Annotated in this window: 18 protein-coding genes and 1 other RNA gene; 10 read left to right on the forward strand and 9 right to left on the reverse strand. The window is 42.8% G+C overall.

The genetic code is table 11. From position 1 onward, the window contains the following. Positions 1 to 169 precede the first annotated feature (169 nt). Positions 170 to 802: an FxsA family protein gene (locus tag CXF60_RS01245; protein ID WP_102090453.1), complete on the forward strand. Its 633-nt coding sequence runs from the start codon at positions 170 to 172 to the stop codon at positions 800 to 802. Positions 803 to 908: 106 nt separating this feature from the next. On the opposite strand, the gene ssrS is transcribed toward CXF60_RS01245, so the two are convergent. Then, a non-coding RNA gene (gene ssrS / locus CXF60_RS01250) (6S RNA) lies at positions 909 to 1,104 on the reverse strand. Between the two features lie 247 nt (positions 1,105 to 1,351). Here ssrS and gpmI point away from each other — a divergent pair. Then, entirely contained in the window at positions 1,352 to 3,010 is a 1,659-nt protein-coding gene (gene gpmI, locus CXF60_RS01255) for a 2,3-bisphosphoglycerate-independent phosphoglycerate mutase (RefSeq protein WP_102090454.1), read from the forward strand. A gap of 234 nt (positions 3,011 to 3,244) precedes the next feature. Further along, positions 3,245 to 4,738 carry a S41 family peptidase gene (locus CXF60_RS01260; protein WP_102090455.1) on the forward strand — a complete coding sequence of 498 codons (1,494 nt, stop codon included), beginning with the start codon at positions 3,245 to 3,247 and terminating at the stop codon, positions 4,736 to 4,738. Positions 4,739 to 4,812: 74 nt separating this feature from the next. Here the strand turns inward: CXF60_RS01260 and CXF60_RS01265 are convergent, their stop codons facing one another. From CXF60_RS01265 to CXF60_RS01275, 3 genes are all read right to left on the reverse strand, one after another. Continuing rightward, entirely contained in the window at positions 4,813 to 6,528 is a 1,716-nt protein-coding gene (locus CXF60_RS01265; RefSeq protein WP_102090456.1) for a sigma-54-dependent transcriptional regulator, read from the reverse strand. 78 nt (positions 6,529 to 6,606) lie between these two features. Beyond that, entirely contained in the window at positions 6,607 to 8,364 is a 1,758-nt protein-coding gene (locus CXF60_RS01270) for a sensor histidine kinase (protein ID WP_102090457.1), read from the reverse strand. A gap of 34 nt (positions 8,365 to 8,398) precedes the next feature. After that, positions 8,399 to 9,034, reverse strand: coding sequence for a response regulator (locus CXF60_RS01275; protein ID WP_101206382.1), 636 nt, complete (start codon positions 9,032 to 9,034; stop codon positions 8,399 to 8,401). Between the two features lie 393 nt (positions 9,035 to 9,427). Between CXF60_RS01275 and CXF60_RS01280 the strand changes: the two genes are divergently transcribed. Both CXF60_RS01280 and CXF60_RS01285 read left to right on the forward strand, forming a co-directional pair. Next, complete coding sequence (locus CXF60_RS01280; RefSeq protein ID WP_057760963.1) at positions 9,428 to 10,510, forward strand: serine hydrolase; 1,083 nt, start codon at positions 9,428 to 9,430, stop codon at positions 10,508 to 10,510. An 87-nt stretch (positions 10,511 to 10,597) separates the two neighbouring features. Next, positions 10,598 to 11,266, forward strand: a complete 669-nt coding sequence (locus CXF60_RS01285) for a thiamine phosphate synthase (RefSeq protein ID WP_102090458.1) — start codon at positions 10,598 to 10,600, stop codon at positions 11,264 to 11,266. Between the two features lie 65 nt (positions 11,267 to 11,331). Here the strand turns inward: CXF60_RS01285 and CXF60_RS01290 are convergent, their stop codons facing one another. Beyond that, positions 11,332 to 11,661, reverse strand: a complete 330-nt coding sequence (locus CXF60_RS01290; RefSeq protein ID WP_102090459.1) for a TraR/DksA family transcriptional regulator — start codon at positions 11,659 to 11,661, stop codon at positions 11,332 to 11,334. A 505-nt stretch (positions 11,662 to 12,166) separates the two neighbouring features. On the opposite strand from CXF60_RS01290, the gene CXF60_RS01295 reads away from it, so the two are divergent. The 5 genes from CXF60_RS01295 to ruvB all read left to right on the forward strand — a co-directional run bounded on the left by CXF60_RS01295 (position 12,167) and on the right by ruvB (position 17,330). Continuing rightward, the gene (locus tag CXF60_RS01295; RefSeq protein WP_102090460.1) at positions 12,167 to 13,381 is read left to right on the forward strand and encodes a phosphoglycerate kinase; all 1,215 of its coding nucleotides are present in this window, start codon (positions 12,167 to 12,169) and stop codon (positions 13,379 to 13,381) included. 257 nt (positions 13,382 to 13,638) lie between these two features. Further along, positions 13,639 to 14,025, forward strand: coding sequence for a hypothetical protein (locus CXF60_RS01300; RefSeq protein ID WP_102090461.1), 387 nt, complete (start codon positions 13,639 to 13,641; stop codon positions 14,023 to 14,025). 409 nt (positions 14,026 to 14,434) lie between these two features. After that, a complete protein-coding gene (fba, locus tag CXF60_RS01305) occupies positions 14,435 to 15,472 on the forward strand; it encodes a class II fructose-bisphosphate aldolase (RefSeq protein WP_057760953.1) in 1,038 nt (345 codons plus the stop codon). Between the two features lie 78 nt (positions 15,473 to 15,550). Beyond that, on the forward strand, positions 15,551 to 16,171 hold the full coding sequence (gene ruvA, locus CXF60_RS01310; protein ID WP_102090462.1) for a Holliday junction branch migration protein RuvA: 621 nt from the start codon (positions 15,551 to 15,553) through the stop codon (positions 16,169 to 16,171). Positions 16,172 to 16,346: 175 nt separating this feature from the next. After that, the gene (gene ruvB / locus CXF60_RS01315; RefSeq protein ID WP_057760949.1) at positions 16,347 to 17,330 is read left to right on the forward strand and encodes a Holliday junction branch migration DNA helicase RuvB; all 984 of its coding nucleotides are present in this window, start codon (positions 16,347 to 16,349) and stop codon (positions 17,328 to 17,330) included. 121 nt (positions 17,331 to 17,451) lie between these two features. Here the strand turns inward: ruvB and CXF60_RS01320 are convergent, their stop codons facing one another. The 4 genes from CXF60_RS01320 to CXF60_RS01335 all read right to left on the reverse strand — a co-directional run bounded on the left by CXF60_RS01320 (position 17,452) and on the right by CXF60_RS01335 (position 21,934). Continuing rightward, positions 17,452 to 19,113: an ABC1 kinase family protein gene (locus CXF60_RS01320; RefSeq protein WP_102090463.1), complete on the reverse strand. Its 1,662-nt coding sequence runs from the start codon at positions 19,111 to 19,113 to the stop codon at positions 17,452 to 17,454. Positions 19,114 to 19,215: 102 nt separating this feature from the next. Then, positions 19,216 to 19,920, reverse strand: a complete 705-nt coding sequence (locus CXF60_RS01325) for a ubiquinone biosynthesis accessory factor UbiJ (RefSeq protein WP_102090464.1) — start codon at positions 19,918 to 19,920, stop codon at positions 19,216 to 19,218. 109 nt (positions 19,921 to 20,029) lie between these two features. Further along, positions 20,030 to 21,133, reverse strand: a complete 1,104-nt coding sequence (gene ubiE / locus CXF60_RS01330; RefSeq protein ID WP_416376859.1) for a bifunctional demethylmenaquinone methyltransferase/2-methoxy-6-polyprenyl-1,4-benzoquinol methylase UbiE — start codon at positions 21,131 to 21,133, stop codon at positions 20,030 to 20,032. An 87-nt stretch (positions 21,134 to 21,220) separates the two neighbouring features. Beyond that, the gene (locus CXF60_RS01335; RefSeq protein ID WP_102090466.1) at positions 21,221 to 21,934 is read right to left on the reverse strand and encodes an FFLEELY motif protein; all 714 of its coding nucleotides are present in this window, start codon (positions 21,932 to 21,934) and stop codon (positions 21,221 to 21,223) included. Positions 21,935 to 22,053: the final 119 nt, after the last annotated feature.

A 22,053-nucleotide genomic window follows, 5' to 3' on the forward strand; every position in this document is an offset into this window, starting at 1 on the left:
CTGACGTTTGTCTTCCTTGTATCCAAATTATATTGTACCGACTATATGGCTTAAAAATTAGCCTTAAGTTTGATAGTATAGCAACCAATCCCCATATACATCATATGTTAGCCATTTTAATTTTCATGGCGCTCAATTTATTGGTTTTTATTTTATAGGACGACACTTTATGGGTCAGATAGTTGGTATAGCCATCGTTTGGTTTATTATCGAGATGCTACTGTGGTATTTGCTTGCTCAATTTATGAGCGGCTGGTGGGTGTTTATGTGGTTTATTATCGCTGCAGTTATCGGTATCTCTTTGATGCGCAAAGGTATGGCTGCTCTTAATCCAATGGCACAGCAAATGAAAGCTGGTGGCATGATGAACCCTGCGATGCGTCCGCCAGAGACCACGATGATTAAGAGTATCGCGATGGCAGCTGCTGGTATTTTATTGCTTATTCCTGGGGTACTTAGTGACTTGATGGCGTTGTTGGTAGTATTGCCACCTGTGCAGAAAAAGCTAAAAGACTTTGCCAATAACTATGTCATGAATAATCAGCAGAAAATGATGGAAATGATGGCCAAGCAGATGGGTGGTCAAATGGGCGGCGGTCAAAACCCATTTGGCGGGGCTGGTGGCATGGGCGGTCAAAACCCGTTCGGTGGCGCAGGTGGCATGCATGGCCAGAATCCATTCGGTCAACAGCAGCAAAACCCATTTGGTGATGTGTTTAAACAGCATACTACGGTTGATGGTACTGCCAAAAACATCCCTAAAGATGTAAAAAAGATTACTAAATCTGCTAATGACGAATAACTATTTAGTTAAATCATAAGCATAAAAAAAGCCCCTCTCGTCGATGACGAAAGGGGCTTTTTAGTGGTAGTAAATAAATTATAAGAAATATATTTACTAACCGAATGAAACAACCGAAGTGCCGCTGTAAGATGGTGACCCATGAACCGTGAAGTTCAGGGCGGATGCGTCATCATCTCTGCAGGTTTCCTGATACACCGCAAGCGGTGCAGGCATACACAATGAGACAATAGGTACCACATCCTGGTAAAGCATTATCGGCTCAGGGAATAAACATCTACTAGCCAACACTTCAGAATAGTTTTATCTTAACCAATGAAAAGAGTGATTGCAAGTCTGAATTACAGATTGATACGTAGCTTGGTTGGTTGGCCGCACTTATATTGTCTTATCTAGAAAAAACGTCATAAGATAACCCTATAAAATTATTCATAAACTCACGAAAAATGCTCAGTTTTTCAGCTATTTCAAGATGTGTGTTAATATAGAGGGCTTTATATTCCCTTACACAGCATTATAGGCGTTCATTCACTCGAGGAGCGGTAATATATGACCAGTACCCAACAAGCATCAGACTCTATTGATAATAATAAAACACAGCTTAGCAATAACCAAGACGGTGCACAGAATAAAAAAATACCGCATGTCTTGATGATATTGGACGGCTTTGGTCATCGTGAAGAAGATAAAGATAACGCCATCGCTGCTGCCAATATGCCAAATTTAGACAAGATTTATCAGCAATATCCTCATGGGCTTATTTCAGCTTCAGGGGAAGATGTTGGTTTGCCAGATGGTCAGTTTGGTAATTCAGAAGTCGGTCACATGAATTTAGGGGCGGGGCGTGTTCTTTATCAGGACTCAACACGTATCTCAAGTGAGCTTGCCAATCGTGATTTTTATAAAAACGAAGCATTGGTCGATGCGGTAAAAGCGGCTAATGAGCGTGGCGGTAACGTCCATATTATGGGCTTGCTCTCCGATGGCGGTGTCCACTCACATCAAGACCATATCGAAGGTATGTGTCACTCAGCATTGGTCCATGGTGCCAAGAATGTCTTTATTCATTGTTTCTTAGATGGCCGTGATACCCCGCCTAAATCTGCTGATAAGTACATCAATCGTCTGCGTGACTATATTGATAAGTTGAATGCTCATTACGAAGGTGGCCACGTACAGATTGCAAGTATCATCGGACGCTACTATGCAATGGATCGCGACAATCGTTGGGATAGAGTGCAAAAAGCCTATGAGCTGATGACTGAAGGTAAAGCTGATCGTCTATCGACACGGGCAGATGGCGCTGTCCAAGCTGCTTATAAAGCGCGTGAGACCGATGAGTTTGTCAGTCCAACGACCGTAATTGGACGTGATGAAGTGCCATATACTGTTAATGATAACGACGCACTTATTTTTATGAATTTCCGTGCTGACCGTGCTCGTGAGCTTGCCCAAGCGTTTGTCTTGCCAGATCATGAGTTTTCTGGATTTGCGCGCCAAAAACAGCCAAAACTGGCGGCGTTTGTGATGCTAACTAAGTATTCAGATGTCCTAGCTGATAATCCAAAAACCAGCATTGCTTACTACCCAACATCTTTGGCCAATACATTGGGAGAGTACTTGCAGGATCAAGGAAAAACCCAGCTACGTATCGCTGAAACTGAAAAATATGCGCATGTGACGTTTTTCTTTAGTGGTGGCCGAGAAGAAGAGTACCAGGGCGAGACCCGTATATTAGTGCCATCTCCAGACGTTGCAACTTATGATCTACAGCCTGAGATGAGCGCGCCTGAAGTCACTGATAAATTAGTAGAAGCAATTGAGTCTGGTAAGTATGATGTATTGGTGGTCAATTATGCCAATGGTGATATGGTTGGACACACAGGTATCTTTGATGCAGCGGTAAAAGCGGTAGAAGCTTTGGATGTATGTGTTGGCCGTATCGAGTCAGCGGTGCGTGCTGCTGGTGGTGACATGCTTATCACAGCCGATCATGGTAACTGCGAGCAGATGCAAGACTATGAAAGTGGTCAAGTACATACACAGCATACGACAGAGCATGTACCATTAATTTACGTAGGTGAGCAAAAGCTGCAAGTACGCCGTGGCGGCAAACTTAGTGATGTGGCGCCGACTATTTTATCACTAATGAATGTCGACGCCCCTGCTGAGATGACAGGTGAGAGCTTATTGGTTCCAGCAGTCTAAGCCAGTCGAGTTAAACCACAGTACTTGAATGACTGTGGTTTATACTGACTTGACAGCTGTACCAGAAGATATCAAAAAGGAAAGGATAACCTATTATCCTTTCCTTTTTTTGTGATACATTTTACTTAATTTACTTGCAATACTATGCTAGTTCGAAATATGCGTTTGGTGCTATCTTATAAATCGCTATATAACGATAAATTCGTATTCTCTATTATTCAAATGAGTTCTTTTATGCAGCCTATTTCTTTTGCACGTTCTTTTTTATCCAAAGGGTTAAGTAAATCAGTAGGGAAGGCATCAGCCACATCTACGGTCTTGCAGCCTGCAATTTTAATAGGTGTGCTTGGTTGTGCGATTAGCGTAAATGCACAAGCAGCAGTGGGAGCTTCTACAAATAATGATAATCCTACGAACGGTCTACAGCTCATCAGTTTGAATGCAGATGAGATAGCGGATGAAAACGACGCTGATAATTTATCTAACAACGACGCTGATAATTTATCTAACATTGCTGATATGCTAGATGTCGCTGATGAGCCAGATGACTCGATAGATAGTGTGCCAGATGAAAGCGCGCTAACGGATGATGCCGATGATATTGATACGGAGATTCCAGCAGAAGTTGCACAAGTATCGCTAAATGCTATCTCTCCTGAGACGCTAAAGACATTTGTGGCTGTTGTAGATTTAATACGTCGTCAATACGTCGATGCGGTCAATGACGAAGAGTTATTTAGCAATGCGATGAGCGGTATGCTGACCAAACTTGACAGCCATGCTGAGTTTTTGGACGCAGAAGCTTATGAGAACCTGCGTGCTTTTACTGAGGGTGATGTTGGTGATATTGGTATTAAAGTTAATTACCAGCCAGAGGCGGGGTATTGGGTCGTGACAGAGGTTATCGATGATTCACCTGCAGACAAAAAAGGCATTGCAGTTGGTGATTATTTGCATCAGGTTGATGAGTTTAAGCTAGATGAAGGGCGACAGGTCAATGACGTTGAGCAGCTCTTAACGGGTATTGCCGGTACGCAGGTAGATATTGTTACTTCCAAAGCTGGCCGCCGTAAGCACACAACGACGTTGCAGCGTAATAATAGTCATCCGCAGATTATCGAGACCAAACTGGTCGATGGTATTGCCATTGTCAAATTACCGGCGTTTCAAAACAACAGCCGTGAAAAATTACTAGAAGGCTTAATTAACCTAAATGCTCCGATATCAGGAATTTTACTAGATATGCGTGATAATCCAGGTGGCGTACTGACATCAGCAGTGAGCGTGGCCAGTTTATTTATGGATGATACCGATGTGGTGCAGGTGCAAGCACGTCAAAATAAATCAAGCGTACTATCGACCCAAGGTGATGCGATACTTAAACCTTTGCCTTTAGTGGTATTACAAAACCGCTATTCAGCATCAGCGGCAGAGGTGCTTGCCAGTAGTTTACAAGCACAAAAACGCGCTACTATTATCGGTGAGGTCAGCTATGGTAAGGGTTCAGTACAATCGGTCATACCGCTAAATGATGAGCAAGCCGTCAAATTGACTGTGGCCAATTATATGACGGTAGCAGGCAAACAAATAGACGAGATCGGCGTAGAACCTGATGTGACTTTATCAGGCAGCGAGAACACGTGGGAGCAGCAAGCATTAGAAATAGTAAAGGCGCGCGCGCTTGGTTCTGGCATTCGCTTTGTTAGAAAAAATGCTACGAAAGAATAGAATTTCGTAGCAATTAATTAACAGCACATACCATTCAACGCTTAAAAATATTTGATGATGACGTTCAAAAGAAACTAGTCGAACGCATCTTCAGAAATTTCGAGCTTTTTCATACGGTAGCGTAAAGAGCGAAAGGTGGTTCCTAATAATTCAGCTGCTTGGGTTTTGTTCCAGCCAGTTTGTTTGAGTGCCGTGATAATCAGCTGCTTTTCTTGTTCCTGCAAATAATGCTCTAACCCTTGAGGCGGTAATTGACCGTCGAACAATTCTGGTAAACCTGATATGTCTTTAGAAGTTTCTTGTTGGGCGGTGGAGTCAAGGAGCGACTCTTCGTCATGAGTACTTGCTACGTTGGTTGACGAACTATCATTACTAGTTGACGAATGCTGAACCATTGAAGGGTAGTGGTTGGTGTTAGTACGATAAGGATGTAAATTGGTTGCCTTTTGCTCAACCTGCGTCGCTATATTGCGACTAGATTGAATGACTTGCTCACCGTCTTTTGTAGATTGGTCTGTAGATTGAACGTCTATTTGATTCTCTAAGTTACGGGCAAGTAGCTCAGAGCTATCGATAGCTGAGCTATGATTTTGCTCTTGTGTATTTACAAGCTCAGTTTCAATGTCAGGAAGACCTAAGTGACTAACATCAATGTATGAGGTTTCAGCTAACGTAACTGCACGCTCCAATAAGTTGCGTAGTTCACGGACATTACCCGAAAAATCGTGGCGTTGTAAGCGTTCGCAGGCTTCCATCGTCAATGACGGCGGCGACTCTAATTGCCAGTCATCAGCAATCATAGCCAAAAAGTGGTCTGCTAATACAGGAATATCATCACGGCGTGTGTTAAGCGTTGGAAGCTTTAGCTCAATGACATTGATGCGATAATATAAATCTTGTCGAAATGCACCATCTTGTACCAATTGGCTCAGGTCCTTGTGAGTGGCAGACAAAATGCGGATGTCTACTGGAACTTCTTTTGTATCACCAATTGCCCTTACTGTTTTTTCTTGAATGGCACGTAACAATTTAACCTGCATGGCTAAAGGTAAGTCTGCCACTTCATCTAAAAATAACGTGCCGCCATTGGCTTGCTGGAATAACCCTTGTTTATCAGCGACAGCCCCTGTAAAGCTGCCTTTTTTATGACCAAAAAACTCCGACTCCATTAACTCCGATGGTATCGCACCGCAGTTCACTGGTACAAAGCTGCCATCACGCCGTGGACTTAAATCATGGATCAATCTGGCGACCACTTCTTTACCTGTGCCAGAAGCGCCCGATAAAAACACAGGTGCCTGTGAGCGTGCTAGCTTTAAAATAGTATTTTTGAGGGGATGCATGACAGCAGAATTACCAATCAATCTACTATCTAGCATTTTTTGTTCAGGAGAGCATTCCGGTGCGGCCTGTATTTCGCTATCCTGATGAATAACTTTTAGGGCATTCTCTACCAGTTGGCGCAAACGTGGTAGTTCCAGCGGCTTATTGACAAAATCGAAGGCACCGAGTTTTAATGCCTCAATAGCTAAATCCATGCTGCCATGAGCCGTAATCACCGCTATTGGAATATTAGAGCTATTGCTAATTTCTTTTACCAGCTCAAGTCCCGAGCCATCTGGCAGTTTTAAATCCGTCAGACAAAAATCGTAGTCATTGTCTTGCCAAAACGTTCTTGCTTGCGACAATGTATAAGCCACATCACTTTTGATACCCATTTTAGTCAGGGTAATTTGCATCAATCGACATAAATCTACTTCATCATCGACGACTAGCGCGGTTGTTGTCATACATCATCTCATCGTATTTTATGGCTATAAAATCAATAGCTGGGTCTAAATGGGTGTAATAGCTTTTAAAGGGCAAATTTAGGTAAGATTTTCTTCGATAGTTTGAAATTTATTATCAGATTTAATAGAAGGTACAATTAACCGAAAACATGTTTTCTCATGTTCAGGAATGTAGAGTAAACGCGCTTGATTTGCTTCACAAAATGCTTGTGATAAATAGAGCCCCAGTCCTGTACCAGCTTTATCTGTTGTAAAAAACGGATCAAACAAAAGTTCTAAATTTCCAGCACTAACACCATTACCATTATCTAATATATCGATTATAACATCGTTGTCTGCGCAGTAAATGTCGATTTCCACATAAGCGTGGGGATGAGCATAGCTGCTATAACGCAAGCCATTGTTGATTAGGTTGATTAATATCTGCTCTAACTGATGAGTATCAAATGATATGATGGGTTTGGTTTTGATTCGTAGAAAAATGTCGTGTCCTTGAAAGTAATTCTCCAAAAACGATGGCATCCATTCAGCCAATTCGAGCACCTGCTGGGTAGCCGTCTGCTGACGAGACAGCTTTAAAATATCCTCAATGATACGGTTTACACGTTTTGTCTGTGAAAATATCATCTCATAAAGCTCATGGTTGCCGGTTATGGCAGTATTCGATTCACTTGTTGATGCACTGCCATCTTCCATTTGTTCTGCAACATCTTCCATTAATAGCTGACTGGCTTGCGATATCGCTGCTAATGGGTTTCTGATTTCATGGGCAATACTGGCAGTTAATTGCCCTAAAGAAGCCAGTTTCAACTGTTGAGCACTGGCTTGCTCACGGCGTAAGTCTTCTAATATGACAAGTTTGCTATCGTCTTTTAGTGGAATAATCTGTACGCGTAATTTGCCAAATATTGAGGCATTTGCCACAGCTGGCACATCGTAGGTAAAAGCGCGTGACTGCCCAGATGCTACCGACAAGCAGGCATTAAACAACTGTGAATGCTGTTCATTGAGTTGCTGCTCAAAATTAGAGAGAAGTGCTTTGCTATGAGTCTCTTTCACATCTTCAAGGGTATTCTGTGCTGTGACAGGCGTGACAAGTGATAGACTCAGCAACTGATGTGCGGCAAGATTTGCTAAGACAACATGTTGCTTATCGATAACGATAACACCATTCACCATCTGCGTGATAACCTCTTGATTAATCACGTTGAGTCGCTCAACTTCCTTAGCATGGTTTGCCGCGACCTTTTCAAGCTGTACCAATCGCTGAGAGATAGACCAACTCAAACCGCCCACTGCTAAAAAACTCGCTGACATCAGTAGCGCATCACCTAGATTGGCTAGACTCATGCTATTAGCAATAGCGTAAAAAAATTGCTGATAAATAACGAGAATGATGGCAAGTAAAGTAATAACCAATGCTTGTGAGCCATGTAGTAGCATAAAGCTAGCCGCGACGACCACCATGTATAGCATGGTTAGCTGCAAGTCAGGGTTGCCTGTCGTATAGAGCAGCAGGCTTAGTATAATAACGTCTAAGGCCAGTCCGAATGCCAATTGGCGGCGCATATGTTTTCTAACAACATAAAATAATCCAAGCAGTATCAAACTTAACAGTACATAGAAGCTTAGAGTCGTTTGTTGTAAAAAACTCGGTAAAGAAGTGCCATCACCTGTACGAGCACTAATGTATAGCATGAGCATAGAGAACAGGCTAACAACGAAGCGATAGCTGCTATAGATCAGCCCCAACTTACGCAACTGCGGCAGAGGAAGCGTATCGTCATGATGTAAATAACGAGTAATGGCAGAGCTAAGATTGGTAGCAGGGTTCATAAACTGGCCGTAATAAAATAAACGCTAAAATGGTTTATGGTTGAATCAGACCATGGCGAATGGCCAAATGAGTTAATTTAACATCACTATCAACCCCAACTTTTTCATAAATACGATAGCGATACGTATTAATGGTCTTGACGCTAACAAACAATTGATCGGCTATTTGCTGAGGACTCTGACAATTAACAACCATCATGGCCACTTGTTTTTCTCTGTCACTCAATAAGTCAAAAGGTGAGTTGGCATTATCAGATAATAGAACATCTGCTAACTGTTCAGCGACATCTTGACTGAAGTAACGACCTCCCTGATAAATCTTTTTGACCGCACGTATCATTTCATCAAGCGGCGTGCCTTTGGTAATGTAGCCATTAACACCTGCTTTAATTAGCATTGAGGGATAGGGCTGTGCAGACATACTACTGACCGCCAAAATCTTGATACCCATATCAAGTTGTATCAGACGTTTGGTTGCTTCAAGCCCGCCAATATTCGGCATGTTGACGTCTAGCAAAATCACATCAGGATGTAATTGTTTGGCTTGTTTGATAGCCATATCACCGCTGTCTGCTTCACCTACCACTTCAATATCGGGGCTGTCTGACAACATACGGCTAATACCCATCCGTACCAAATCATGATCGTCTACCACTAATACTTTAATCATAACCATACTCTTTATTGATTGTCAGAATGAACGCTTTATTAGGTTCAAATAGTATAAAAAACGAACATACTTCAACTGTTATTTTTATCTTTGTATATCCAAAATACCGCTGATTAATATAACAAAATACGAGTAATCATAACATTCGAAGTTAAATTATATTGCTGCAGTGTGAATTGATGTTTCTAGAATATAAATTGGTTGTAGTAAAGTTTGAATGAAGCCAAAAAAAACTACTAAATCAGTTTGATAGATTAAACTTAAATGTAAACCATGATACACTAAAAATACAAAAGCTCTATGTGAGTACTTACAAACACATCTATAAACGCTACGTACGTTTTTGGCGTCAGACAATATGTAACTGGCGTAATAGCGACAGCAGGAGGCATAATGAAGCAACTACCATTAACCAAACAGCAATTGATCGCTGCTATGATTTCATTGAGTTTGGGCAGTGTTGCACAAGCCGCACTTACAATTAATGGTAGCACTGACACTGCCTCTAGTGCACGCCTGAGTTGGGGCGGCGCTGATAGTTTGTCTGAAGCTCGTAACATAATGTACAAGTCTAATGGCTCTGCTATTAAGAAAGTCGATAATGGCTACGGCACTACCAACATCACGAATACTAATAGTTTTGCTAGTAGTAATAACACCAATAGTGCTCGCTACAATACGACTTATCGTGGGGCTTTCGGTAGTAGCGATATGATTCCGATTAGCACTGATTCACGTAGTGTTGCGGTGATCGACGCTGAAACTGGCGAATCTATCTACGAAAAAGATGCTGATATCGCGCGTCCCATGGCCAGTATTACCAAAGTTATGACGGCTATGGTCGTATTGGATGCAGGCCTTGATATGCGTGAAGAAATCACGCTTGATCCAGAAGATTTCGTTGGTCCCAAGCGTGCAAGCTCGCGTTTGAAATCAGGTGATCGTTTAAACCGTGCTGAGATGCTATTAATGGCGTTGATGAAGTCTGAAAATCCAGCAGCGAAGAGTCTAGCGCGTAATTACCCAGGTGGCTATGATGCCTTTATGCGTGCAATGAATCGTAAAGCGCAAGACTTGGGTATGAATACGGCGTTTTTCGGCGATCCAACTGGACTTGATAAGCGTAACGTAGCTTCGTCAAAAGATTTGGTTAAGATGGTACGTGCCGCTGGTAACTATGATGTGATTCGTCGTTTTTCTACCACTAAGAGCTATGACTTTTTTGTCTCAAACTACTCAAGTGGTAACCGAACCTATAAAGCCAGTAATACCAGTACGTTGGTCCGTGACGGCAGCTATCCAATCGGTATCTCTAAGACAGGCTTTATCAATGAAGCCGGACGTTGTGTGGTAATGGAAACTCGGGTCAATAATCGTCCTGCAATTATTGTTATCTTAGGAGCAAACAGCTCAGCAACACGTTGGGGCGATGCTAAAAATATCTTAAATAGTTTGGCTACACGCCGTACAGTATAAGCTATCTGTTCTAAATGTATAAAAAAGCTGTTATATCATATAACGGCTTTTTTATTGTGTTGAATTTAAGAATTAAGGATACACGCTATGAGTCGTTCATCATTCTCCTCAGTTATGCCTAAGCTATATTTGTTGACCAACGATGATGAATTTGAGCTGTTATATCAAAAGCTAGAAGCAGCCTTATCGACAGGATTAATTGCGCTATTACAAATTCGTCGTAAGCAAGTTCTTAGTCTACCTGATGGAGCTTTGAAGCTTTTTGATGAGGCGCAAAGAATCGTTGAGTTAGCTAAAACGTATAACGTGCCAGTTGTTATTAATGATGACGTGAAGTTGGCCGAAAAGCTTGGCGTTGGGGTACACCTTGGTCAAACAGACGGCAGTATCGGTGATGCTCTACAGTCTCTATCACCGCATCAAATCATCGGTCGTACCTGCCATGGTGATGTAGCGCTGATTAAAGAAGCAAAAAATGACGGCGCAAGTTATGCTGCGATGGGTGCTGTATTTACTTCTACAACTAAGCCAAATGCTAATATCATTTCGCGTCAGCAGCTTGTGGAAGGGTGTCAGCAAGGCATACCAATATGTGTGATAGGGGGGTTAACCGCAGAAAATGTCTCAGAGCTGGTAGATTTGCCCATTGCGCTTGTGGCAGTAGTCGGGGATATCATGGATCTACCAGTAGCAGACATAGCTCAGCGCTGTCACCAATGGCAGCAGGCATTTTCTAGATGGAAAATACCTACTTGAAACATGCTTTTTAGAGAAGTTTTAGAGTAGCAATAGTCTTACAATATAGTATTAATATGACAGTGCTACTCAGCGTGTTCCATACATAAGGTAGCATAGGGCAGCGCTTCTAAGCGTTGCTCTTCGATCTGTTCACCGCAGACTTCACACTCGCCATAAGTACCATTTTCAATCCGACCTAATGCATTTTCGACATAGATTAAGCTTTGACGTGCCTCACTCATCAAATTTTTACGCATGTCATTTTGACGATAGGATATAGCCTGATCTTCCCAGTGTTCATTGAGATCATCTTGCGGATTCTGAATATGATCTTCTATCTTATCAATTCGAGATTCGTACTCATCTTTTAATTTTAATAGGTTTTGTTTAGCAGTGTCTAAGTTGATGCTCATTATTTTCTCCTAATGGATTATTTTTATTGTCAATGTTTCTATCATAAAGAGCTTGACTGCTGAGTACCACCACGAAATGTTACGGTTTATTGACTATGCTTAAAGCTAGCAACTTCAGTTGTTGCCATCGAATAATGGTCTTAAGATAGGGGCTCAATATTTAAAATGTACTGAAATTTGTGTCAGGTTGCTTGTGAGACTGCTGTAGAAAACTGGTAGAATACACCGCCGCTGAATTCTGCTTACTTGATCGACTCACCAGAGTGGTCTGATAAGTGTCAGAGCCAAGCGTTAAAAAATATTAAAAAGCAATAAAGCTGATAGTTACTATATAGCACGGGTATAAAATAGCTTGGCTATATGGCAGGCGAGCGAGAGTGCTACAAAATAGTAGATTGATCGAGCTTAGCACTGAATCTGATTTATATAGAGCTGACTATAATGGTCATATCAGTAACGACAGTAATCGCAAATTAACAGATATATTGATGCATAGGAGCAGGTAATGAATTTTTTGCGTATGAGTGAGTTGAACTTAACGGATAAAGTGGTCTTGATTCGAGAAGATTTAAATGTACCTATTAAAGACGGTAAGGTCACGAGCGATGCGCGCTTGCAAGCCAGTCTTCCTACCATCAAGATGGCGCTCGAAAAGGGCGCTGCGGTAATTGTTTGCTCACATTTAGGCCGCCCAACAGAAGGCAATCCTGAAGCTGTATATTCATTGGCACCGGTTGCTGATTATCTGACGGAAAAATTAAGCTCGCAACTATCGACACCTGTACGTCTTAATACTGATTACCTCACCCAAGGTGCCAATGTAAAATCTGGCGAAGTGGTTCTATTAGAAAATGTACGCTTCAATGACGGTGAAAAGAAAAATGATGCCACGCTAGCGAAAAAGTACGCTGATTTGTGCGATGTGTTTGTGATGGATGCTTTTGGTACAGCGCACCGTGCACAGGCATCAACAGAAGGCGTTACACAAGCAGTGCGTCAAGCAGACAAAACTGTGTGTGCAGGGCCATTGTTAGCTGCTGAGCTTGATGCTTTGAGCCTAGCACTTGAAACACCAGCACAGCCAATGCTTGCTATCGTTGGTGGGTCAAAAGTATCAACCAAATTAGAAGTGCTACATAGCTTGGCTGAAGTTTGCAAACAGATTATCGTTGGTGGCGGTATTGCTAACACTTTCTTAGCAGCACAAGGTCACAGTGTTGGCGCCTCATTGTACGAAGCAGACTTGCTCGATACTGCACGTGACATTATGACCAAGACTGAAATTCTACTGCCTGAATACGTCGTAGTCGCTGATAAAAACGACATCGATTTTGCTGACTTTACTGGCTCATTGCAAAAGGCTACCGCAACGATCAAATCAGTTGATGCGATTGGTGACAATGACATGATATTGGACATCGCACCAGAAAGTGCAAAGCAACTTGCTGATGCTATTATCAATGCAAAAACTATTTTGTGGAATGGTCCAGTGGGCGTATTTGAGGTCGATGCTTTCGGGCAAGGCACACAGATATTAGCTACTGCTGTAAGAGACAGCGATGGTTTCTCTATCGCGGGCGGCGGTGATACGTTAGCGGCCATCGATAAATATCAGGTTGCTGACGGTGTGAGCTATATGTCAACGGGTGGCGGTGCGTTTTTAGAGTTTGTAGAAGGTAAAGTACTTCCGGCAGTCGCTGCACTGCAAATAGATGCCTAACTAATTAACGATACTCTGTAGCTTAGTAACATTAGACGTACAACTAACTTTAAATAACTAAGGTAGTCTGTAAAAATAATATTTTGGCTGTTGATTTGCTTGTTTTTATTGACATAAGTAAGCGCAATAGCCATCGATTATTATTAAGCAGTAATTATTTATTTATATACTGAAAATTATTATTGCATGTCTGATTCGCACTCTATAAAATAGCGCGACCATGTATTTTGACATGCATTATTTACGAGAGGTTTATTATGTTAAAACGTCATTTATTACTTGTTAGCGTACTTGCTGGTACCTTTGCAATCACTGCATGTAGCCAACAAACAGAAGAAAACACTGAAGCTGCTGTTGAATCTGCTGGCGATGATGTTGCTGCAAACGCTGAAGCTGCTGCCGCTGAAACAGAAGCTGCTGCTGCTGAAGCTGAAGCTGCTGCTCAAGACGCTGGTACTGAAGTTGCCGAAGGCGCTGACACTGCTGGTGCAGCTGCGACAGACGCTCTAGAAAACACTGGCGATGCTATTGCTGAAAGCACTAACACAGCGGTTGAAAATACTGCTGAAGCTGTCGCTGATGGCGCTAACGCTGTTGCTGATGGCGCAAATGATGTTGCAGTTGATGCAGAGCAACAGTACTAAGCTACGCGATAACTAAGCACTATAATGACTGATTTGCTGGGATGCTATTGATAGATAATCATTGGTAAATAATCTATAAAAACGGTCATTGCTTTATAAGCCTCAAAATACTAGAAAAGCCTTGGTGATTGCCAAGGCTTTTTGCGTTGTATGTCATTGTGGCAGTTTATAAAGTAACAGTTTATAAAAGTTAAACTGACATCAAGAGACAGTATAGACTGACAAATAGTCGGTCAACTGCTACGAAGACAGAACAATTTTTGCTATAATCACCGCGTGGTAATCATATCCAATATCATTCAGACTTTTACTAGCTTATATACGGTCAGTGTGGTCGAATATACAGTGAAATGATTGCTATCAAGCTATTTTTTAAAATACTATTCAAAATCCAATCAGAGAGCGTCTTATGGCCCTAATATCCTTACGTCAACTTCTAGATCATGCCGCTGAACACAGCTATGGTGTTCCTGCCTTTAACGTCAATAACTTAGAGCAAATGCGTGCAATCATGATGGCTGCGGATGCTTGTGATTCACCTGTTATTGTCCAAGCTAGTGCAGGCGCACGTAACTATGCAGGGTCAGCATTTTTACGTCATTTGATTATCGCTGCGATCGAAGAATGGCCGCATATTCCAGTAGTGATGCATCAGGATCATGGCATGTCACCAGCTATCTGCCAACGCTCAATTCAATTAGGTTTCTCATCAGTGATGATGGACGGCTCACTTGGTGAAGATGGCAAAACGCCAATGGACTACGATTACAATGCTAGCGTCACGCGCGAAGTTGTTAAGATGGCTCATGCTTGCGGTGTCTCTGTAGAAGGCGAAATCGGTTGCCTAGGTAGTCTTGAAACTGGTATGGCTGGTGAAGAAGATGGTTCTGGCGCTGAAGGCGTATTGGATCATGAGCAGCTTTTGACCAGTGCTGATGAAGCTGAGCAGTTTGTAAAAGATACCAATGTCGATGCGTTAGCGATTGCTATCGGTACTAGTCATGGTGCCTATAAGTTCACACGTCCACCGACAGGCGATATCTTGTCTATTGAGCGCGTAAAAGAGATTCATGCCCGTATTCCTAATACTCATCTTGTTATGCATGGTTCTTCATCAGTGCCACAAGAATGGCTAAAAGTTATTAATGAAAATGGCGGTGATATCGGCGAAACTTATGGTGTGCCAGTTGAGCAAATCGTTGAAGCAATAAAACATGGCGTACGTAAAGTAAACATCGATACGGATTTACGTCTGGCATCAACTGGTGCTATCCGCGAATTCCTTGCAAAGAATCCAAGTGAATTTGATCCGCGTAAATACTTCAAAGCGTCTATGGTAGCGATGTCAGATATCTGTACCAATCGTTTTGAAGCGTTCGGCTCTGCAGGTCAAGCACATAAAATTCGTCCAACCAGTCTTGAAGGTATGGTAAATTTTTACCAATAAGACTGTGTTGTAGAACGTAGTTGTTAATCATGAAGTAGCAGCTGATTTTATAATATTTTACATAAGAGGTCGTAAATAATGATTGGATTGATTACCGGACAGGTGCAGTACTTGATGGCACCGACGGCTTGTATCATGACGACCTCTGGTGTGGGTTATGATATCGAACTGCCATTGCCTTCGTTTTGTCAGTTACAGCTTAATGAACAAGCCAGCATTTGGACACATTTCCATGTTCGCGAAGATGCCCAGTTGCTCTACGGCTTTATCGATCGAAAAGAACGCGATGTTTTTCGCCAGTTAATTAAAATTAACGGTGTTGGTGCAAAAATGGCCTTGGCGATGCTGTCTGCAATGTCAGCAGCTGAGTTAAAAATGCATGTTGAGCAAGAGTCGGAGATGGCATTAACTCGTATCCCAGGTATCGGTAAAAAGACAGCGCAACGTTTATTGATTGAGCTAAAAGACAAGTTAAAGAATATCGACGTTGATAGTGGCTCGTTTGAATTGACACCTCAGGAAACTACGATTTCTCACGAAGGCAGTATCATCGCTGAAGTGGAAGGCGCGTTGATTAGCTTGGGCTACAAAGAAAAAGAAGCTCAGCTAGCGATCAAAGCTGCTAAGAGTAAAGGAGATACTTTTGCTGATACTCAAGGCTTGTTAAAAGCTACTTTACAGCAGTTATCTGGCTTTTAATTTATATTAACTAGCCATCTATCGATGACAACCACATAGTATATTAAATTAATAAGCGACATTAAATGTCGCTTATTTTCGTTTTAGTGCTCGCTTAATAAGGTTTTGCATGACTTATGCGCAGCGTTTAGTTATGCTATTTGTTAACTAATTTTTTAATATAATGATAAATTCTATGACGCAAGATCGTTTAATTAATCCGCTAGAAGGTGCAAGTGACGCTCCTGATGCCAATATCCGACCAGCATTATTGGCTGAGTATATTGGTCAGCCGGTGGTACGTGAGCAGATGGAAGTGTTCATCGGTGCTGCTCGTGGCCGTGACGAAGCGCTAGATCACACACTTATATTTGGTCCACCGGGTCTTGGCAAGACGACCCTCGCCAATATTATCGCTCGTGAAATGGGTGGTAATCTGCGTTCTACTTCAGGGCCTGTGCTTGAGCGCCCAGGAGATTTGGCAGCCATGCTGACCAATCTAGAAGCAGGTGACGTGCTGTTTATTGATGAAATTCACCGTCTGAGCTCGGTGATTGAAGAGATACTTTATCCAGCAATGGAAGATTTCCAATTGGACATTATGATTGGTGAAGGGCCTGCTGCGCGTTCTATCAAGCTTGATTTGCCACCGTTTACCTTGGTAGCAGCAACGACGAGAGCAGGACTGTTAACCTCACCACTACGTGACCGTTTTGGGATTGTACAGCGCCTTGAGTTTTACAATATTGCTGATCTAACGACGATTGTCAGTCGCGCAGCACGTCTAATGCGTGTACCAATGAGTGAAGACGGGGCTGTAGAGATTGCGCGCCGTGCACGTGGTACACCAAGGATTGCTAACCGCCTATTACGCCGTGTGCGTGACTATGCTGAGGTAAGAGGCGACGGTAGTATTAATGGCGCGATTGCAGGTAGTGCGCTAGATATGCTGGCAGTGGATAGACGCGGTCTTGATCATCTAGACAGACGTTATATCGAAATATTGCACGAGCGCTTTGACGGTGGTCCTGCGGGTGTTGAAGCAGTGGCAGCAGCGATGGCTGAAGACCGTGGTACGCTTGAAGATGTGATTGAGCCGTATCTGATTCAACAAGGTTATGTGCTGCGAACTGCTCGTGGCCGCGTACTGACACAGATGGCAATAGATCAGATGTTATAGTAATCAGTATTTAACAAAAAGAATGCGCCTGCTTTTGATGAGAAGTAGGCGCATTCTTTTTGTTTAAATCTAAAATTATGAAAATTTTTCTGAACTGATTGAGTAAAAATAAATCTGATTTCTAAGCTAAAATTCGCCAAACAACTACCAAGACCGCCAGTATATAAAATATAGGTGATAGCCAGCCGATAACTTGCGTAGCGATAGCGATAAATATAGCAAACCCTGCCAGTGCCAACCAATCGCGGCGACGGTCGTTTAGCATGTCAGCGCGAATTTGCTGTATTTCCCGCAGTTGACTGTCCTGACGAGAGCCCTGTGAGGCAAGGCTTTGTAGCCCTTTATCTAATAGTTTGGGAATATCAGTGGTAGATAGGAGCATTTCAGGCAGTTGTTGGCGCAGTTGCTGTAGGTTACGCATAGGATCTAACTGCTCTTTAATCCAACTGCTTAGAATTGGCTTGGCAAGTGACCAAATGTCCAGATCAGGATATAAATCACGACCGAGTCCTTCCACATGGACCAAAGTTTTTAGCAAAAGCATCAGCTGCGGCGGGATACTCATATGATGTCTGCGTGCAATATCTAGAATCTGCATCAGTACGCCAGCGAAGTCGATATCATCGATTGATTTTTGTAGCATAGGGCCGACGGTACGTTTCATATCACGCATCAGGGCATGCTTATCAGCGTTTGGTGGTATCCAACCTGCACGGCTAACAATATCAACTACGGCGGTAAAGTTATTGTTCATTACGGCAAGTAACATCCGCGCCACGATGAGCTGATCATCTTTTGATAAAGTGCCCATGATGGCGCAATCAAGCCCGATATAACGTGGTTCATGACCTAAATCAACTGCTGCCATACCTGCATGTAAGGTTTGCACAGGTGGTGTCTCTACGAACACATTGCCTGGATGCATATCAGCATGAAAAAAGTTATCACGGAAGACTTGGGTGAAAAATATCGTTAGGCCTTTTTCTGCAAGCGCTGCACGGTCGTAACCTAACTGATCAAACATCTCAACTTGTGAGATAGGGACACCTTGGATACGCTCCATGACCATCACGTTTTTGGCAGCGTCATAAACTTCAGGCACATACATCAATGCTGAACCCAAGAAGTTATTACGCATTTGAGTAGTATTATCAGCCTCAAGCGTCAAATCTAGCTCGTTGAGCATGACTTGCCGATAGTCTTCGACAATATCGATGATATGAACGGCACGTGCTGCTTCAATACGCGCAGATGCCCAACTTGCCAATTCCCGCAATAGTTCAAAGTCAGAAACAATCACAGTGCGAATATCGGGGCGAACCACTTTTACCACGACTTCACGCCCATCATGTAGGGCAGCCGTATGAACTTGGGCGATAGAAGCGGCCGCTAACGGTTTGATATCGAACCGAGCAAACAAGGTTTCAATAGACTGGCCAAGACCATGTTTAGGGTGCTGAATTTGAGCGACAGCAATATCAGCGTCAAAAGGCTTAACTTTGTCCTGCAACTGAATCAATTGAGCGATAATCTCAGGCGGTACCAAGTCGCGACGTGTTGAGAGTAACTGGCCAAGTTTCAAAAACAGCGTACCCATGTCCTCAAGCGCATATTTAATCGCATTTGGTTGGTGCTTCTTGCCCCATGCTGCTGGATGCATGCGAATTAATCGCGCCAAAGGTTGCAGCTGCGGTGCTTCTTCGATAGAAAAATGGGTATCAAGGCGATACATTGCGGCGATACGCCAAAGCTCAAGTAGACGAGCGCGGTGCGATAATAGCATGGGATTAAGTACTCTAAACAAAGACGAAAATGGGGTAAGCGCTGTGCATAATCATAAATAGTGCCATCGGTAATAGCGTTCATTTATGATGGATGCAATCGGCTATTGATGAAACGAGTTATTAAGAAACTGCGCTTGCTCTTCTTTGATAGCAGCAAGTTTGGCTTCTTCACGTTCGACGTCAGCACGTAATTTTAACAATTGCTGTTTAAGATCGTTTGCTTCAGCGACCTCAATAGGGTCAGGTGTGCTATTGCCAGCCACTTCATTAGCCCAATCACTAACGTCATCAAAAGCACGTTTAGCACTATGACGCCAGCTACCTTTGAGCTGAGAGATAAGAAGGTGTAACTGGCTAGCCATTGGTTTACCAATAAACGGCTCAAGCTGTCCAGCCACGTCAGGATCAAATCCTGCCACCAGTTGTTTGAGCTGCATTAGCACCTTGTAATCACCAGCGATTGGTAGGTTGCCTTCAGCGCCACGCATCAGATTGAGCAGTTGAGCAGCATTGTCTACGGTGATGGTACAGTCTGGACGACTATGACCAAAACGTGCGCGCTCCATGCTGGCTTTTTGGCGCTCATTCACCTGGCCACTTGGCTCAAATACGCTCTCTGTCGTGACTGGCTCAAAGCGCAAACGCTCATGAGTGAACAGGATGTCTAAATGAATCTCAGGCAATCCCATATTCAGACGTAACACTTTACCTGCAAGCGGCGCTAAACCTGCTTTGGTAATCTCATCACTAGCAATGGCAATGTTAATTAGCTTTTCGGCACCAGCTAATAGAAGGACAGTCAGCATAAGGCTCTCGCATCGTTAAGTGAGCGCCTTCGCATCAGCGCATCGTGTGTTCGTGTTGGGTTCAATATGGTCTGCTAAACGTAATGATCTTGCCTATCGTACTTTATCGTTACGCTTTAAAGCCGCGATGGACAGCCACGATGCCAGCAGTCAGGTTATGATAATCGCAGTTCTCAAAACCAGCCTGTTGCATCATCTGTTTGAGTGTCTGCTGATCAGGATGCATACGAATTGACTCAGCTAAATACTGATAACTTTCAGCGTCATTAGCAATCAGTTTACCCATCACTGGCAGTGCGGTAAATGAATACAAATCATAGGCTTTAGATAGTGGCTCAAATACTGGCTTTGAGAACTCCAAAATCAAGAGACGACCACCTGGCTTTAGGACGCGATACATAGACTTTAGCGCGGCATCTTTGTCAGTAACATTACGTAGACCAAAGCTAATGGTCACTAAATCAAAGCTTTCGTCATCAAAAGGGGCTAATGTCTCAGCGTTTGCTAATACAAAATCAACGTTATTACAACCAGCATTGATTAGTCGCTCACGGCCCACTTCTAGCATCGCAGCATTGATATCAGATAGTACCACGTGGCCATTTCTACCAACTTCACGGCTAAATACTTTGGCCAAATCGCCCGTACCACCAGCAATATCAAGGACATGCTGACCAGCACGTACGCCTGATAGACTAATCGCATAGCGCTTCCATAGACGATGAATACCGAATGACATCAAGTCATTCATGATGTCGTATTTTTTGGCAACAGAGGTAAATACGTCGGCCACACGTGCTTGTTTTTCTGCTTTATTGACGGTCTTATAGCCGAAATGCGTCTGCTCATTACCATCTGTTTCAGGCGTGTGCGGATTATTGATGTCATCACGCTGATTGAATAGTGTTTGTTTTATGGTTTGCTCTGAAGTGTTTGTGCGAGTCGTTTTGTCGTTGTTTGGCATAGTTGTTTGTTGGCCTTGCGGCGTTCCAGTTGGTAGGTCTTGAACTTTAGTAAAGTCGCTACTGTCGTCACTAGCAATGCTATTATTCTTGCTCGGCACGACATTGGTTGTTTGGTTACGTAATATCTGCGCGCTAATCTGCTGATTTTGAGCAATACTATCTTTTACCAGTTTATCTTGCAAATGACCATTAGTCATTGTGGCTTGATTAAAAGGAGCGCTGCTATCTTTTGAATTATCAGTCATCATATTGTCCTAGAATTTATTTTTACGATTGTCTTTATCGGAGAAAATCGTTAAATAGTAAGCGTCAATTAGCCATTTAGCATATTGAGCTTATGATACACCAAACGCTACTGGCTTACTGCCATTATCCGAATCATGCACCTGATCAACGATTGACAGTTCGCGCTTGCAGAATGGCTCGATAAAATCGCTGACGCTTTTCAGGGGCTTCATGGCCTTAAAGCCTGCATCAATAAAGTCATAAAGTGGTTGAAAGTTATGACGATAGGCTGTGCTCTTTGCTAGTGCGAAGGCTTTTTTGAGCATAAACGAATTTAGATGCTTGTCCGTGCGATAACAGACGTCTTTTAGATTAGCAATCTGAACTCGGCGCTCGGCTTCTTCATCAACAGCGCGGTAGGCGGCTAGCATATTCTCTTCGTTTACTGGCAAATCCTGAGCAAGTAGCCACTGAGCCAAATGCAAATCTAACTCAATAGCTAAAATTGCTGCTTGGATGCCCATACTACCAGCTTCTAGAGCTGATTCTTTGGCAAGACGTTCTAACTTTTTCGCTTTTGGAAGAATACGTGCCAATTGTTTGGCTAGCATCTCGAACTCATCGCCACCATATAGTTTTGTTAAAAAGTAATCTGCCATTAACTGGTTTTTTGGCTGTTCAAATAGCTCGCGATGAGTGTGACGAATACGTACTTGTTGCCATGTTTGTACTTCATTAAGCTTGGCTTTCAATATATCATTTTGGTGATGAGGCATCGCCCAAAAACGTGTCAAATGCTGTTGTAAATCAGCTAAAGCGGTCATGGCAGTGAATCCTGTAAAAGTAAATAGGGTAATCAAATTTGAGTATAGTTGTTTTAAATATGGTGGTTCAGGGTTATAAGGTTTTCATCAACTGTTCTATCCTATACTCAAAATTGTGT

It is taken from the genome of Psychrobacter sp. 4Bb (genome assembly GCF_002836735.1).
Classification (GTDB): domain Bacteria; phylum Pseudomonadota; class Gammaproteobacteria; order Pseudomonadales; family Moraxellaceae; genus Psychrobacter.

Coding starts and splice junctions, on each gene's coding strand:
- CXF60_RS01270 (WP_102090457.1), bottom strand. CDS start 8,364: ATGAACCCTGCTACCAATCTTAGCTCTGCCATTACTCGTTATTTACAT.
- ruvB (WP_057760949.1), top strand. CDS start 16,347: ATGACGCAAGATCGTTTAATTAATCCGCTAGAAGGTGCAAGTGACGCT.
- ruvA (WP_102090462.1), top strand. CDS start 15,551: ATGATTGGATTGATTACCGGACAGGTGCAGTACTTGATGGCACCGACG.
- ubiE (WP_416376859.1), bottom strand. CDS start 21,133: ATGATGACTGATAATTCAAAAGATAGCAGCGCTCCTTTTAATCAAGCC.
- CXF60_RS01265 (WP_102090456.1), bottom strand. CDS start 6,528: ATGACAACAACCGCGCTAGTCGTCGATGATGAAGTAGATTTATGTCGA.
- CXF60_RS01280 (WP_057760963.1), top strand. CDS start 9,428: ATGAAGCAACTACCATTAACCAAACAGCAATTGATCGCTGCTATGATT.
- gpmI (WP_102090454.1), top strand. CDS start 1,352: ATGACCAGTACCCAACAAGCATCAGACTCTATTGATAATAATAAAACA.
- CXF60_RS01245 (WP_102090453.1), top strand. CDS start 170: ATGGGTCAGATAGTTGGTATAGCCATCGTTTGGTTTATTATCGAGATG.
- CXF60_RS01320 (WP_102090463.1), bottom strand. CDS start 19,113: ATGCTATTATCGCACCGCGCTCGTCTACTTGAGCTTTGGCGTATCGCC.
- CXF60_RS01300 (WP_102090461.1), top strand. CDS start 13,639: ATGTTAAAACGTCATTTATTACTTGTTAGCGTACTTGCTGGTACCTTT.
- CXF60_RS01260 (WP_102090455.1), top strand. CDS start 3,245: ATGCAGCCTATTTCTTTTGCACGTTCTTTTTTATCCAAAGGGTTAAGT.
- CXF60_RS01335 (WP_102090466.1), bottom strand. CDS start 21,934: ATGACCGCTTTAGCTGATTTACAACAGCATTTGACACGTTTTTGGGCG.
- CXF60_RS01275 (WP_101206382.1), bottom strand. CDS start 9,034: ATGATTAAAGTATTAGTGGTAGACGATCATGATTTGGTACGGATGGGT.
- CXF60_RS01290 (WP_102090459.1), bottom strand. CDS start 11,661: ATGAGCATCAACTTAGACACTGCTAAACAAAACCTATTAAAATTAAAA.
- CXF60_RS01325 (WP_102090464.1), bottom strand. CDS start 19,920: ATGCTGACTGTCCTTCTATTAGCTGGTGCCGAAAAGCTAATTAACATT.
- fba (WP_057760953.1), top strand. CDS start 14,435: ATGGCCCTAATATCCTTACGTCAACTTCTAGATCATGCCGCTGAACAC.
- CXF60_RS01295 (WP_102090460.1), top strand. CDS start 12,167: ATGAATTTTTTGCGTATGAGTGAGTTGAACTTAACGGATAAAGTGGTC.
- CXF60_RS01285 (WP_102090458.1), top strand. CDS start 10,598: ATGAGTCGTTCATCATTCTCCTCAGTTATGCCTAAGCTATATTTGTTG.